Source organism: Dorea sp. 210702-DFI.3.125, assembly GCF_020560945.1.
GTDB classification, from domain to species: domain Bacteria; phylum Bacillota; class Clostridia; order Lachnospirales; family Lachnospiraceae; genus Dorea; species Dorea formicigenerans.
In genome coordinates, this window is sequence record NZ_JAJCNF010000027.1 from 1 (window position 1) to 15175 (window position 15175).

The following is a 15175-nucleotide window of genomic DNA, read 5'->3' on the forward strand; positions in this document are numbered from 1 at the left end:
ACTGTTACTAATAGGTCGAGGGCATAACCAAGTAAGGTGGATAGGTAAAGATGTTGAAAAGTTTCTTATATGCAGTTTTGAAGATATATGAAAAAAACCCTTGTAATTTTTGTTACTTGGGTTTATTATATATTTGTTATTCCTCGATAGCTCAGTGGTAGAGCATTCGGCTGTTAACCGAAGGGTCGTAGGTTCGAACCCTACTCGGGGAGTTAGTTAACCTGTAAGTATTATGCTTACAGGTTTTTTAGTTCTTAATACTGCACTGATAAAAATTTATTTTATAAATTCAAATTTTCAATATAAGAGGACATTTTCTTATTAAAATGTTATTATAGTTAAAGAAATTTCGACAAAACAAAAGAAGAATATTTTGCCGACACAGAAAGATGAAAGGAATAAGGAGAGGCAGGCATTATGGAAGAATTAATTTATGTGGACAGACGAAATTCAAATTGCAATAAATGGGACGGTCAGATAGCAATGTTCGGCGAGGAAGGTCTGCATGCCATGTGGGTCGCAGATATGGATTTTAAAATTCCACAGTGTGTACAGAAAGCTCTGCATGAGTACGTGGATTTTGGAGCAATAGGATACTACCGGATTCCAGATGGTTACTACGACGCATTTATCAACTGGGAAAAGAAACATTTTAATTTCGAAGTAAAGCGAGAGTGGCTTCGTTTTGCACCGGGAGTTGTAGCAGCGTTCAACTGGATGATCCAGATGCTGACAAAAAAAGGGGATGCAGTGATTGTCATGACTCCGGTGTACTATCCATTTCTGCAGGCGGTGACCAACAATGAGCGTAAGTTGATTACTTCTGATCTAGTTAATGAAAATGGAAATTATACGATTGATTTCGATGATTTTGAAAAGAAAATCGTGGATAACGATGTAAAAGCATTTATCTTATGCTCACCGCACAATCCGGTAGGAAGGGTCTGGAGAAAAGAAGAACTAAAGGAAATGCTTGAAATTTGTCATAGACATCATGTGTATGTAATTTCTGATGAGATTCATCAGGATTTTGTATTTGGGAATAAGAAGCAGACACCATCCTATCTTATGACAGAACACTGGGATGAAATCCTTACAATCACAGCACCGTCCAAGACATTTAATCTGGCAGGGGGACAGAATTCATTTGTGATAATTGCAGATGAAAATCTTCGGGCAAAATGGGATGATTTTGCCAAAAGAATCCGTCTGATGACAGGAAATGCATTTGGGTTTGTAGCGGCAGAAGCGGCATATAAAGGTGGTCAGGAATGGCTGGATAAAGTGAAGAAGCAGATTGTAGATAATGATCAGTATCTGAGAGAACTTTTCAAAGAGAATCTTCCGAAGGTGGTAGTAACTCCACTGGAGGCAACATATCTGGTATGGATTGATTTAAGAGCGTACATAAAACCGGAAGATACGAAAGAGTTTATCCAGAAAAAATGCCGTCTTGCGGTAGATTTCGGAGACTGGTTCGGGGGAGACAGATTCAATGGATTTATCCGTATGAATCTTGCTACTTCCAGAGAAAATGTGGAAATCGGTGTGAAACGTATTATTGATGGAATATTAGGAGAAAAGTAGAAAAAAGTATAGAGTGGCAAGTTTATAGATGAAAACTATAAGCTTGCTGTTTTATTTTAAAAATCAATTTGAATAATAAAAAAGATTGATTTATTATACAATTGTGTGTACAAAATAGATCAATAAAAAGAAATTATTGCTATAAAAAGAAAGGCAATTATACATGAGCGGCATTCAGATTAAGGATTTATCATTTGCCTATGAAGCAGGTGGAAAATTAATTTTAAAAGACATTAATACAGAAATCGGAGAAGGAGAATTTGTCTGTATCCTTGGGCAGTCTGGCTGTGGTAAGAGTACACTGCTTCGTCTACTGGCAGGTCTTGAAACGGCAACTACAGGAGAGATTCTGAGTGATGGTGTAGCTATTGGGGAACCAAGTCTTAATAAAGGTGTTGTATTTCAGGATTATGGATTGTTTCCGTGGATGTCAGCAGGCGAGAACATTCTTCTGGCATTGAAGCAAAGATATCCTAAGAGAGATAAAAAAGAATTAAAAGAAATAGCCGTAAATATGATAAAAGCTGTCGGGCTGGATGAAAGCATATACAAAAAGCTTCCGAAAGAATTATCAGGTGGTATGAAGCAGAGATGTGCAATCGCACAAGCATTCAGTATTGATCCGCCGATTCTTTTGATGGATGAGCCGTTTGGTGCTCTGGATGCGGTGACGCGTGCGAGACTTCAGGATCTGGTACGGGAACTCTGGACAAGGGATGAAAAGAAGAAAACAGTGTTTTTTGTTACCCATGATGTGGATGAGGCACTTCTTTTGGCAAACCGGATTCTTGTTTTGGGACAGTCACCAAGTCATATTATTTATGATGTCAAGATTACAGAAGAACTGCATCCGACGCGTGACACATTATTTGAGAATATTGATATGATGAAGCTTCGTATTACATTGATCAATCAGATAAATAAAGATGTCACGACACATATTTAAAATGGAAAGCCATGCAAATAGTGGGATTGATATGTGATATATACAGGCAGGCCTGTTATATATAGTGTTATCCATATACTGACGGAATTGCTGCCTGTCAGGAAATGGTTAATGCAGAGATTCTAGTATAAGTAGTAAAAACAGAAAAGGAGAAGGTATGAAAAAGAGAGTTTTAGCACTTATGTTAGTGCTCGGTATGACGTTTAGTCTTGCAGCATGTGGAAGCAGTAATGACAAAAAGTCTGACGACACAAAAACAGAGACAACTGACAAAGATAGCAAGGAGAAAATGACAACTGTAAAGTGGAATTATGGTTCAAGTGGTAACGTCCTTGTAACAATTGCAGAAGAAGAAGGATATTTTGAGGATGAAGGAATCGAGATTGAGCCGGTAGAGGCAACTCAGAATATGGATGCAATGGCTCTTCTTGCAGCAGGCAAGGTTGATGTCGTATCAAATGCGGGTACATCTAATCCGCTTCAGCAGATAGCACAAGGTGTAGATCTTACAATTTTTGGCGGACATATGGTAGAAGGATGTATGCCAGTTGTTGCAAAAACTGGAACAGAGTGGAAAGGTATTGAATCATTTATTGGACAGTCCGTTGCAGTAAATCCAAGTTATTTCGCATTTACAGGTGCAGTTATGGATCTTGGATATGATAATCCGTTAGATGTAGTTGACTGGAAAGTATATTCAAGCTATGATGACGCATTAGCTGCTGTTCAGAACGGTGAAGTAAAATATGCGCTTATGGGAACACAGAACAACTATGGTGTGAAACAGCTTGTAGACTCAGGTGACATCGAAATCGTAAGCTATCAGAGTGAAATCATGGAGAACTATTCTTGCTGCCGTATGGTTGGACAGACAAAATGGGTAAATGACAATCCAGATACAGTCAAAGCAATTATCCGCGCATTACTCCGTGCACAGTCCTGGTATGAGGCAAATAAAGAAGAAGCAGTTTCTCTTCATGCAAAACGTATCGGTCAGGAAGATGACTATGTGGCAGCTTACATGATGGATGACAAACATTATTTTGTAAATGTAGATCCTCTTAAGAACAGTGTGGTACGTGCATGGAACATTCTTGACAAAACAGGATACCTCGGTGATGACTGCAAGATCGATATTGAAGATCATATCAACACAGAGCTTTATGAAGAAGCACTTGCTGAGGCAACAAAATCTTATGGTGATGAGGCACCGGATTTCTATGAGGCACAGCAGAAATTCTTTGACGAAAATGATAAATAGCAGATTTTAGGAGATGGGTAAATGAAAACAATTAAGGGTTTTGTGAAAAAATACTGGATTACAGTATTGATATTTGCAGGATTAGTATTGTTATATTATTATGTGGCAGATGTGAAAATGCTGAATCCATATTTGTTTCCAACAACGGAAAAGATTGCAGCAGCCTTTGAGTCGAATAAAGAAGTAATGCTTACAAATATGCTTGCTTCTTTCAAATTACTCATCCCATCAGTATTTCTTTCTTTAGTGATTGCAGTTATATTTGGTACAATCATGGGATTAAATAAGAAAATCAGGGAAGCGCTGCATCCGGTTATTTATGCTTTTAGCGTAATCCCGTCAATCTTATTGTCGCCGTTTGTACTGTTGCTGTCACCAACATTATTATCAGCTTCCATATTTTTGGTTGTATATAATATTGTCTGGGCAACATTATTTGCTACAATCACAGGAATCATGACCATTGATAAGCGCTATTTGGACAAGGCAGCTACATTGGAACTGACAGGTGTAAAACGGTTCATGAAAGTAATTCTGCCGGCAGCAAGTCCATCTATTCTGGCCGGTTTTGTAAATTCACTGAGAAGTTCTTTTGTAATGCTTGTATTTGCCGAAATGTATGGTGGCGGTTCAGGCATGGGCTATTTTGTAAAAAAGAATTCTGAACTTGGTGTATTTGCCAATACCTGGGTTGGATTTATCTTTATGGTAATTGTGTTAGTAGTTGTAATGCAGATATTTGAAAAGGTGAAAGAACAGCTGCTTAAATGGACAATTGATTAAAATTAAATGAAGATGAAAATATAGGGAAGTTGTGGTACATGGATGTGTATCACAGCTTCCCTTTTTTAATAAAAGCTAAATGCGTTTCATAAGTTTTAGTGCAACATACGGAAATGTATTTAAAACTCAATTATTGTTCCGGTGCTCAGTTCATGGATTTTTTCGTCAAGTTCTTTTTTGAGAAGTCCGTATGCGATTGTTCCAGTGCAATGCCCAGTGTAGATTTCGTCTACTCCAAGATTCTGTAATTGGGAAGCTACGTCGATGACTTCTGATTCAGGAATCGCAAGAGTATCAAGACCGGAGAGCTTCATCATATGGAAGCCGCCGATGACAGCGTAAACTTTCTGATTTCCCAGTGCCATTTGCACTTCTTTTACAATATTGACGATTCCGCCATGGGAGCAGCTGTTGAGTAAAATCAGTCCTTTTGGAGTTTCGAAAACAAGGCTTTGTTCATGTGCGAAATCATCCGGGACATATTCATCACCAATTTTTCGATACATACAGGCGCGTCTTCCCATTTCGTCCAAATTCTTTGTAAAATGTGGAATTAACCAGACTCCTTTTTCCACCTCGCAGACATGATCTATATATTGAAAACGCTTTTTGTAAGTCTTCAATAAATGCGTAGGAATTCCGATATATCTATCAGTATTGTCTGGACGATAATAACAGTTTTCAGCAGAAGTATCCTGCAGATAAACAGGTGCTTTTTCATTTTCCTTAAAAAAGGTTTCGAATCCGCCGGCGTGGTCATAATGTGCGTGTGACAGAAATGCGATGTCAATATCTGCCAGATTGATTCCAAGCTGATGCGCATTAGCGGAAAATGTGTCAGATGTGCCGGTGTCCAGAAGATATTTCATGCCGTTATATTCGATATAGACGGACAGACCGTGCTCAGCACATAAGGAGCATATGGATGTGTTTTCGATTAAAACAATAACTTTCATAATGTAACCTCCTACATCATTTTCTCTGTGATTATCTGAGCTGTTTTTTGCTTATTATCTAATGCTTTTTTACCAAGTGTCTTGTACACTTCAGCATATAGAAGGTCTATTAAGAAAAGCTGGGCTGTTTTAGTAGCAATAGATCCTCCTTCCATTGGTCCTTCATTAGCACCACATAATAGAACAACGGTAGAATATTGTGCGGCAGGAGTTTTGGCAAATTTAGTAATAAAAACAACTGTTGCTCCGGAAGTGTAACAGATTTTGGCAATTTCAATACAATCTTTTGTGATGCCGGAATTGCAGAAAATAATTGCTAGATCCTCATTTCCTAATAAAGCTGCTTGTGTTAACTGAATATGAGCATCAGCATTATAGATTACATTAGGCATGATTTTCATAAATTTATTCTTAAATTCATTTGCACTTGTACCAGAACCACCAAAGCCAAAGAGATTAATAGTTTTTGAATTAAGAATATAATCAACAACTTCAGGAATTGCATTAAAATTCAGTGTTCTGCAGGTAGTTTCTAATGCTGTTATATAAGCTTGCATAACATTATAAGCAGTGTCCTGACAATTGGTAGTATTGGAAATATTAATTGTATCTTTTGGCGTAGAGACTCCATTAGAAGAAGTGCTTACTGCCAGTGAAAGTTTGAAATCTTGATAGCCTTTTAACTCTAAAGTGCGACAGAAACGGAATACACTCGTTTCACCTACACCGCAATGCTTAGATAAGTCGGTAATTGTAGATGCTAGTGCTTCTTGCGGGGAGGATAAAACGAAGTCGGCAACTTTTTTTTCGGCTTTTGTCATTTGAGAATAATATAAAGTGATTTTGTTCATTAGATTATTGGTTGCCATGTAACACCTCCTATTATTAATGTTTATAGTATAAATTTTAACAAAAAAACAAAACTTGTCAATTAGATTGAAAAAAAACATGTTTTTTATATAAAATAAAAATTATTTTTGCCATATTGCACAAAAATAGTTTTGGTGCAATAAAGCAATTGACAAATATATATGTAAGTGTTATTTTATGAAAAAGAAAACATTTTTTATTTCTGAAAAATAAAAAAAAATTCCAAAAAGAAAGGAGAACGTTAATGAAAAAGAAAATTGTAAGTGCATTGCTGTGTGTGGCAATGTTATCCACAATGTTAGTTGGTTGTGGAGAATCAGGAGGAAAGAGCAGTAAGGCAGATGGGGATAAGCCATATTCTGGTGAAAAGCTGACAGTATTATACATGTCAGGTGTATACGCAGAAGCTGCAGAAAGCATGGTAGACGAATTTGAGGAGAAGACTGGTGCAACAGTAGAGGTCGTTGATTTTCCTTATACAACATTACATGAGAAGACACTGTTGGATTTAACAAGTGGCACAGGTTCTTATGATGTTGTCGATGTTGCAAGTCAGTGGGACGGAGAATTTGCACCATATCTGACAGATCTTTCCGATTTTATGGATAAGGATAATTATAAGACGGATGAGTTTATTGAGAAGGTTCTGGAAAATAGTGGAGAATGGCAGGGAGTTCAAACTGGTATCCCGAATGCAAGTACACCACAGTTATTTGCTTATAGAACAGATTTACTTCCAGATGGACTTCCGGATACATGGGAAGAATACAGAGAAGTTGCAAAAGAGCTAACAGATAAAGATAAAGGTATGTACGGAATTTCTGTATCAGCTACAACAGGACAGCTTGGTGGAGTATTTGATTACATTTTATGGTCCATGGGTGGTGCCTGGGCTGATGAGGACTGGAATGTAACAATTGATTCTCAGGAAACAAGAGATGCACTAAATCATCTGAAAGAGATTCAGGATTATGCAGATCCATCTATTCTGTCATGGGGAACAGAAGAGTCAATCAAAGCATTCCTTGATGGAAATGCAGCAATCTGTGAAACATGGCCAACACTTGGACTGGTTCAGGCGGCAGATGATGAGTCACAGTCTAAGGTTGCTGGAAAATGGGCATTAAGTACAATCCCATATGATAAGACTGGAACTACACTGTTAAGTGCATGGGATGTATCTATACCAGCAGCATCTAAGAATCAGGAACTTGCATGGGAATGGGTTAAAATGTATACAAGTGCAGAGAAGCAGGATCAGTTCTACGATGATTTTGGAATTCTTTCACCAAGAAAAGCATTCTGGGAGAGAGATGGAATCAAAGGAACATATATGGATACCGTTCGTGAGGCTCTTGATACAGCAAATATCTGGTGGAGAATTCCAGCTTCTACAGAAGTTGATTCTATGCTGAATACAGTAGTTAGCCAGTATATGACAGGTGAAATTGATCTTGAGACAGCCGTTAGTAAGATGAAAAAAGGAATAGAAGAAGCATTGAAAAATGCACCGCCTGAAGAAGGAACTAAAAACTATAACATGTAAGACATCATATGGCACCGGCCGCTTTCGTGCCGGCGCCATATTCTTTTGAACAGATTATTATTTTCGTGTGGAGGTGGAATGCGAAATGAGCAAGAAAAATAATACGCAAGGGGTGCTGAAGAAGAGTAAGAGCGATAAAGTGGCTTCATGGTGCTTTATGTTGCCAACGATGATTTTTTTAGGAATCACGGCATTGCTGCCCCTTTTGTATTCTTTATACTTAAGTTTCTTCAAATTGAAATTGAATTTACCAAATGCTGTTCCGGAATTTGTGGGACTTCAGAATTATATTAAAATGCTTACAGATGAGACTGTGAGAACCAGTACAATGAATACATTATTTTTTGCAGTAGTTTCTGTAGCACTGGAAGTTATTGTAGGTCTTTTTGTTGCAATGGCACTGTGTTCAGACAAAATGTGGGCTAAAATTGCAACATCTATTTTTTTGATTCCAACCATTATGGCACCGGTAGCAATTGGTACTTTATGGAGAATGATGCTGGATTCCACAACAGGTATTATTAATTATTTCCTGAGTTTCTTTGGAGTCCCGAGTATTACATGGCTTAGTAGTCCTAAGACGGCTATGTTGGCAGTTATTTTAGTAAATGTATGGCAACTTGCACCATGGGTTACGATCATTTGTGCAGCAGGTCTGAAAGCTTTGCCACAAGACTGTCTGGAGGCAGCATGTGTTGACGGTGCATCGAATGGAGTAATTTTCAGAAAAATCATTTTACCTATGGTTGCACCATTACTTACAATTGTCGTTATGCTTCGATTTGTCGATGCATTTAAGGTATTTGATACAGTTTACGTTATGACTAATGGAGGTCCGGGTACATCAACAGAAATGTTACCGAACTATATATATAAACAAGGTCTGAGATTCTTTGATGCCGGATATTCAGCAGCACTGGCAATTGGCTTTGTTGTCGTTATGACGGTTGTAACTGTAGGATTTTTGAAATTAAGAACAAAATTGGAGGCGTAGAATATGAAGAGAAAAAAACATAATGTGCCTACCGTTGATAATATTATTGGTAATTTTGCGGGAAGACCCGTTAGAGTAATTATTGTAGTTGTTTCATTAATTGCTATTATATTTCCGTTATACTGGCTTTTGACTAGTTCAGTGAAGATTGAAGCAGAATATTTGTCTAATCCACCGGTAATATTTCCATCTAAATTCACGGCAGCAAGTTATCAGGAAATTTTTGGAAAAGATCAGTTGTGGTTGAATTTCTTTAATACAGTCGTAGTTGCAGGAGCCTCTACAATTATTTCTGTTATATTTGGAAGTATGGCTGCATATGCAGTTGCAAGAGGAAGCCTTGGAAAGCGAGCACGCAAATATTTTGGACTGTGGTTTATGGTTCAGAAGATGTATCCGGCAATTGCCACTGCAATTCCAGTATACCTTGTAATGAGAACAATGCATCTGATTGATACAAAGACAGCGCTGATAATTATGAATACAAGCTTTAACCTTCCGCTTGTAATTTGGTTGATGATGGGATTCTTTGAGCAGCTCCCGAAGGAACTAGAGGAATCAGCAATGTTGGATGGTTGTGGATTTACGAAAAGATTTTTTAAGATTATCTTTCCATTGACAAAACCTGGAATGATTGCGTCTGCAATACTTGCGTTTGTTGGGGCATGGAATGAGTTCTTATTTGCATGTATACTAAGTGTCAATAAGTCCAAGACATTACCGGTTGTAATTGCCGGATTCATTACAGACCGTGGCCTGGAATGGGGACCAATGGCGGCGACAGCAGTCATTACACTGGTACCGGTACTGATTCTTGTATGGGCACTGCAGAAACACTTTGTTCAGGGACTGGCAATGGGAGCAGTTAAAGGTTAAGCTGAAACGGAGGAAAATAAGGACATGAAAAAAAGAATTGTGTGTTATGGAGATTCTAATACATGGGGATATGACGCGATTACAGACGGAAGATTCCCGGATGAAGTACGTTGGACGGGAAAGCTGCAGGAAAAATTAGGAGCAGAATATACGGTCATTGAAGAAGGACTGTGTGGAAGAACGGCAGTTTTTGAAGATCCGCTAAATGAGGGATTAAATGGTCTTCCATATTTGTATCCGTGTCTGATGTCTCATGGACCGATTGATTATCTTGTAATTATGTTGGGAACGAATGACTGTAAGGAGAGATTTAGTGCAACACCAAAGAATATTGCAGATGGAATCAAACGCCTTGTAATTAAAGCAAAACATACAGAGGATGCCTGGAGAGATACACCAAAGATATTAGTTGTAGCGCCAGCTCCGATTGAGAAAGAATGCGAGCAGTCCCATGTTGCAGGCGAGATGGGAATCTGTGCTGACAAATCAAAAGAACTGGCTGCAGAATATGAAATCTGTGCCAAGCAGTACGGCTGTGATTTTTTAGATGCAGGACCATTTGTGAAAATGAACCAAATTGATTTTATGCATTTAGATGCAGAGAGCCATGAGAGACTTGCAGAACAAATTGTACAAGTGATTCGAAAGAAGGTATGAAAGTGAATAATAAAATAGAGACTGTACATAAAAAACTGATCGTATCATGCCAGGCATTACCGGCAGAACCATTACATTCCTCCTTTATTATGGGACGTATGGCATTGGCTGCAAAAGAAGGTGGAGCAGCCGGAATCCGTGCGAATACAAAAGAAGATATTGCAGAGATCAGAAAAAATGTTGACATACCGATTATCGGAATTGTTAAGAGAGATTATCCGGATTGCAAAGTGTACATTACACCAACGATGAAAGAAATCGATGAGTTGATGGAAGTAAAGCCGGAGATTATAGCAATTGATGCAACAAAAAATCTTAGACCTAATGGGGTAACACTGGATGAGTTTTATGCCCAGATTCGTGAAAAATATCCGGATCAGCCATTAATGGCTGATTGCTCTACCTATGAAGAGGCAATACATGCCGATGAACTTGGATTTGATTTTATTGGTACGACGCTTGTAGGATATACAGATCAAAGTAAGGATATGAAAATCGAGCAAAATGATTTTGAACTGATTAAAGAAATTGTAAAAAATGTAAAACATAATGTGATTGCAGAAGGAAATATTAATACACCGGAAAAAGTAAAAAGAGTTATGCAATTAGGTGTTTTCAGTATTGTAGTTGGTTCTGCAATCACAAGACCACAGTTAATTACAAAAACATTTGTAGATGCGTTAAAGTAAGGCAGGAGACACTATGAGTCAATACATATGCGTAGATATAGGCGGAACCTCCATTAAGCATGGCGTTTTGGATGAAAATGCTATCATAAAAGAGTGTAATCAGACAAAAACGGAGGCATGGCTTGGTGGAGCAGCAGTTCTGGATAAAGTAAAAACAATTGGAAAACAGTATAAGGAGCAGTATGAGAATATAGAAGGTATCTGTATCTCTACTGCCGGAATGGTAGATCCAGAAGAAGGAAAGATTGTTTTTGCAGGAGAGTTAATGCCTGGTTATACAGGAACCTGTATAAAAAAGGAACTGGAAAAAGCATTAGAAATGCCATGCGAAGTAGAGAATGATGTAAATTGTGCCGGTCTGGCGGAATATGTCTCAGGGTCAGCAAAAGAGAGCCATATTATGTTCTGTGCCACTGTTGGAACCGGAATTGGCGGCTGTGCAATTGTGAATGGAAGAGTTTTCCACGGAGCAAGCAACAGTGCCTGTGAGGTCGGCTATATTCCAATGGGAGATAGTGATTTTCAAACATTAGGAGCCAGCAGCATTCTAGTCAGAAAAGTTGCAGAAAAAAAGATTGAGCCTTTAGATATGTGGGATGGAAAGAAAATATTTGCACTGGCAGAAAAAGGCGATAAAATTTGTATTTCAGCCATCAAAGAAATGTGTGATGTACTTGGCAAAGGGTTGGCAACAATCTGTTATGTACTTAATCCTGATACGATTGTACTTGGTGGGGGCATTATGGTCCAGAAAAAAATTCTTGAAAATGAAATCAGGGATTCGTTGAATAGGTATTTAAGACCAATTCTGGCAGAACATTTACAGGTATGCTTTGCAGAATATGGAAATGAAGCGGGTATGGTAGGAGCGTTGTATAATTTCCAGAATAAGTATGGGAGGAAATAGCGCATGAAAATTTTAAAAACAAAAAATTATCAGGATATGAGCAGAAAAGCTGCCAATATTATTTCTGCGCAGATTATATTGAATCCGGAATCTGTTCTTGGCCTGGCAACAGGATCTTCGCCAATCGGGGTTTATGAACAGCTCATCGACTGGAATCGCAAAGAAGACGTAGATTTTAGCCATATTAAAACAGTGAATCTGGATGAGTATCAGGGATTGCAAAAATCTGATGAACAAAGTTATTATTATTTTATGCACAAGAGGTTATTTGAACATGTGAATATTCAGTTGGAAAATACACATATACCGAATGGTATGGAAAAAGATGCCAAGAAAGAGTGTGCCCATTATGAAGAGGTGATAAAATCTCTTGGAGGTGTTGATTTGCAGCTTTTGGGGCTCGGACATAATGGACATATTGGATTCAATGAACCGGCAGATGTATTTGAGGAATATACACATTGTGTAGAATTGACACAGAACACGATTGATGCCAATAAACGTTTCTTTGAGTCAGAAGAAGAAGTTCCGAGAAAAGCTTATACGATGGGAATTGGGACAATTATGAGGGCAAAACGGATTGTTTTGGTTGTCAGTGGTGAGGATAAGGCAGATATCTTAAGGAAAGTGATTGAGGGACCGGTAACGCCAAAGGTTCCGGCTTCTATTTTAAAATTCCATCCATATGTAACGATAGTTGCAGACAAGGCAGCACTTTCGTTATGCAATAAGCAATATTGAAAACAGATGTTGTAAATGTTATAGTATAGAAAATACGAAAGTACATACAGTTAAATCAAGACATAGGGATATTTTAATCTAAGGGAGTTATTTACTATGATCATAGATAATGTGAAAGTTTACACGGAAGAGAAGACATTTGTAAAAGGTGGAATTATGCTTGACGGGGACAAGATCCAGAGAGTATATGCAGAAGAGGAAAAGCCACAGTTTGGTGAGAAAGAGGTATTGGACGGTGAAGGTGCATATGCAATTCCGGGCTTGATCGACCTTCATTTTCATGGATGCAAAGGAGATGACTTTTGTGATGGAAATGAAGAGGCGATTGAGAGGATCGCACAGTATGAGGCCTCCATTGGTGTGACCGCTATTGCTCCGGCGACCATGACACTTCCGGTGGAAGAACTGAAACAGATCTTAAGTGTTGCAGCAAAATATAAGAAAAACGGGACAAGCCCAAAAGCAGCAGATCTTGTGGGAATTAACATGGAAGGTCCTTTTATCAGTAAAGTAAAAAAAGGAGCACAAGATGAGAGAAATATTATTCCGTGTAATGTAGAAATTGCAGAGCAGTTTCTGGAAGCTTCCGACGGACTGGTGAAATTTATTGGAATTGCTCCGGAAGATAATGAAGATTATCTGGAATTTATCGAGGAAATGAAAGGGAAAGTTAACATTTCTCTGGCTCATACGAATGCTGATTATGATACAGCGAAGAAAGCATTTGACGCGGGAGCAAACCATGCAGTACATCTCTATAACGCGATGCCGGCATTTAATCATCGCGCACCGGGAGTGGTTGGTGCTGTATATGATGGTAAGCATGTGATGGCAGAGATCATCTGTGATGGGATACATATTCATCCGGCTATGGTCAGAGCAACTTTTGAGATGATGGGGGCTGACCGTATGATTCTGATTAGTGACAGCATGCGTGCGACCGGGATGCCGGACGGACAGTATACACTTGGCGGATTGGATGTCAAGGTCGTAGGAAAACGTGCGACATTAGTATCTGATGGTGCAATAGCAGGTTCAGCAACGAACCTCGCGGATTGTATGAGAACAGTTGTAAAAGAAATGCAGATTCCACTTGAGACAGCTATTGCCTGCGCAACTATTAATCCGGCGAAGAGTCTTGGAATTGATGATCAGTATGGTTCGATTAAGGCAGGTAAGAAGGCAGATATTGTACTTCTGAAGGATAATCTGGATCTGCAGGCAGTCGTAAAAGATGGTGTAAGACTGTAAATATGATGCTAGGGTTATGGGAGTGCAAAGCACGGAACAATCCGTAGGCATCATAGTTGGGGCTTTTGCCCCCAACTCATAAATGTAAGTGTGGGAAAGTCCGACATTTTGTGAGAGTACAAAAATGGCGGACTTTTTTGTTGCCAAGCATACGACAAAAAGGTCCGGTGGACCTTTTTTAGTAGACTTTTTCAGTTCGTGAAAGTTTGTTAATATGTACAAAGTCCATGGTATAAACTTATAATAACAAATAATAGTCCCCTTCGACCTTGTATATACTCCATGAGAAGGTTCGGAAAATTATGTTGGAAATCTGTGACGAGAAGGAAAAAGCCAGCCTCTACTTTTCAGTGCAGGATGATGGAATTGGCATCGAGGAAGCATATGACGGACAGCAGGCTCTGGAAAGAATACGTCAGAGCAAGGAAGGAGAATATAATCTTATTCTTATGGATATTATGATGCCAGTCATGGATGGACTGGAGGCAGCCAGAGAGATTCGAAAACTTCCACGTGATGACTGCAAAACACTTCCAATCGTTGCGATGAGTGCAAATGCGTTTGATGAAGATGTTAAGAAGTCTTTGGCTACTGGTCTTGTTCAGAGTGTCACAAAATGTTTAGTGATGCGACATGTACAGCAGAACTTAATACAACGGAAGTTCCAGCACTTAAACATGCACACAAAACCTTTATCGAGGTAAAGAAAGCCACATGTATAGAAAAAGGGAATAGAGCATATTGGCATTGCGAAGATTGTGGATTATATTTTGCAGATAAAGATGGCGTAATTGATACAGAAAAATCCTATGATGATAATTCTTCATTTATCAGAAATTCTTTAGGACATGATTTTACAAAACAGATTGAAGATAAAAGAAGGAAGAAAGCTTGTAGCAGCACCAGTTACATACAAAATCATTGAAGGTGCTGCCGGTACATACACAATCAATGCAGAAGCAGCATCTGTTTGTATCGTAGGTTCTCTCAGAGTAATCAGAAGACAGAGAAGAAGATAATAACCTCATAATTCAATAAAACAGGAATGCATAATATACGCCCCGCAAAATATTCACATTTTGCGAGGCGTTTTTGTATGAAATAATAATCA

Annotated in this window: 16 protein-coding genes and 1 tRNA gene; 15 read left to right on the forward strand and 2 right to left on the reverse strand. The window is 38.5% G+C overall.

What is annotated here, in order from left to right:
* Positions 1 to 140 precede the first annotated feature (140 nt).
* The 5 genes from LI164_RS12105 to LI164_RS12125 all read left to right on the forward strand — a co-directional run bounded on the left by LI164_RS12105 (position 141) and on the right by LI164_RS12125 (position 4577).
* A tRNA-Asn gene (locus LI164_RS12105) sits at positions 141 to 212 on the forward strand.
* 205 nt (positions 213 to 417) lie between these two features.
* Positions 418 to 1587: a MalY/PatB family protein gene (locus LI164_RS12110; protein ID WP_227087224.1), complete on the forward strand. Its 1170-nt coding sequence runs from the start codon at positions 418 to 420 to the stop codon at positions 1585 to 1587.
* A gap of 163 nt (positions 1588 to 1750) precedes the next feature.
* A complete protein-coding gene (locus tag LI164_RS12115; RefSeq protein WP_117606268.1) occupies positions 1751 to 2533 on the forward strand; it encodes an ABC transporter ATP-binding protein in 783 nt (260 codons plus the stop codon).
* Between the two features lie 157 nt (positions 2534 to 2690).
* Positions 2691 to 3794, forward strand: coding sequence for an ABC transporter substrate-binding protein (locus LI164_RS12120; RefSeq protein WP_173790220.1), 1104 nt, complete (start codon positions 2691 to 2693; stop codon positions 3792 to 3794).
* Positions 3795 to 3815: 21 nt separating this feature from the next.
* The gene (locus LI164_RS12125; RefSeq protein ID WP_022279019.1) at positions 3816 to 4577 is read left to right on the forward strand and encodes an ABC transporter permease; all 762 of its coding nucleotides are present in this window, start codon (positions 3816 to 3818) and stop codon (positions 4575 to 4577) included.
* A 119-nt stretch (positions 4578 to 4696) separates the two neighbouring features.
* Here the strand turns inward: LI164_RS12125 and LI164_RS12130 are convergent, their stop codons facing one another.
* Both LI164_RS12130 and LI164_RS12135 read right to left on the reverse strand, forming a co-directional pair.
* Complete coding sequence (locus LI164_RS12130) at positions 4697 to 5533, reverse strand: MBL fold metallo-hydrolase (protein ID WP_227087225.1); 837 nt, start codon at positions 5531 to 5533, stop codon at positions 4697 to 4699.
* Between the two features lie 11 nt (positions 5534 to 5544).
* On the reverse strand, positions 5545 to 6402 hold the full coding sequence (locus LI164_RS12135; RefSeq protein WP_173790222.1) for a MurR/RpiR family transcriptional regulator: 858 nt from the start codon (positions 6400 to 6402) through the stop codon (positions 5545 to 5547).
* A gap of 245 nt (positions 6403 to 6647) precedes the next feature.
* On the opposite strand from LI164_RS12135, the gene LI164_RS12140 reads away from it, so the two are divergent.
* From LI164_RS12140 to LI164_RS12185, 10 genes are all read left to right on the forward strand, one after another.
* A complete protein-coding gene (locus LI164_RS12140; RefSeq protein ID WP_227087226.1) occupies positions 6648 to 7949 on the forward strand; it encodes an ABC transporter substrate-binding protein in 1302 nt (433 codons plus the stop codon).
* Between the two features lie 85 nt (positions 7950 to 8034).
* Positions 8035 to 8943 carry a carbohydrate ABC transporter permease gene (locus LI164_RS12145; protein ID WP_117495848.1) on the forward strand — a complete coding sequence of 303 codons (909 nt, stop codon included), beginning with the start codon at positions 8035 to 8037 and terminating at the stop codon, positions 8941 to 8943.
* Between the two features lie 3 nt (positions 8944 to 8946).
* Complete coding sequence (locus LI164_RS12150; RefSeq protein WP_117495849.1) at positions 8947 to 9819, forward strand: carbohydrate ABC transporter permease; 873 nt, start codon at positions 8947 to 8949, stop codon at positions 9817 to 9819.
* Between the two features lie 24 nt (positions 9820 to 9843).
* A complete protein-coding gene (locus LI164_RS12155) occupies positions 9844 to 10476 on the forward strand; it encodes an SGNH/GDSL hydrolase family protein (RefSeq protein ID WP_117495850.1) in 633 nt (210 codons plus the stop codon).
* 2 nt (positions 10477 to 10478) lie between these two features.
* On the forward strand, positions 10479 to 11165 hold the full coding sequence (locus LI164_RS12160) for an N-acetylmannosamine-6-phosphate 2-epimerase (RefSeq protein ID WP_173790240.1): 687 nt from the start codon (positions 10479 to 10481) through the stop codon (positions 11163 to 11165).
* Between the two features lie 13 nt (positions 11166 to 11178).
* Positions 11179 to 12072, forward strand: coding sequence for an ROK family protein (locus tag LI164_RS12165; protein ID WP_173790223.1), 894 nt, complete (start codon positions 11179 to 11181; stop codon positions 12070 to 12072).
* 3 nt (positions 12073 to 12075) lie between these two features.
* The gene (gene nagB, locus LI164_RS12170) at positions 12076 to 12813 is read left to right on the forward strand and encodes a glucosamine-6-phosphate deaminase (protein WP_117683112.1); all 738 of its coding nucleotides are present in this window, start codon (positions 12076 to 12078) and stop codon (positions 12811 to 12813) included.
* A gap of 96 nt (positions 12814 to 12909) precedes the next feature.
* On the forward strand, positions 12910 to 14064 hold the full coding sequence (gene nagA / locus LI164_RS12175) for an N-acetylglucosamine-6-phosphate deacetylase (protein ID WP_118364956.1): 1155 nt from the start codon (positions 12910 to 12912) through the stop codon (positions 14062 to 14064).
* 302 nt (positions 14065 to 14366) lie between these two features.
* Complete coding sequence (locus LI164_RS12180; protein WP_227087227.1) at positions 14367 to 14768, forward strand: response regulator; 402 nt, start codon at positions 14367 to 14369, stop codon at positions 14766 to 14768.
* Positions 14769 to 14912: 144 nt separating this feature from the next.
* Positions 14913 to 15083, forward strand: coding sequence for a hypothetical protein (locus tag LI164_RS12185; protein WP_215683441.1), 171 nt, complete (start codon positions 14913 to 14915; stop codon positions 15081 to 15083).
* Positions 15084 to 15175 lie beyond the last annotated feature (92 nt).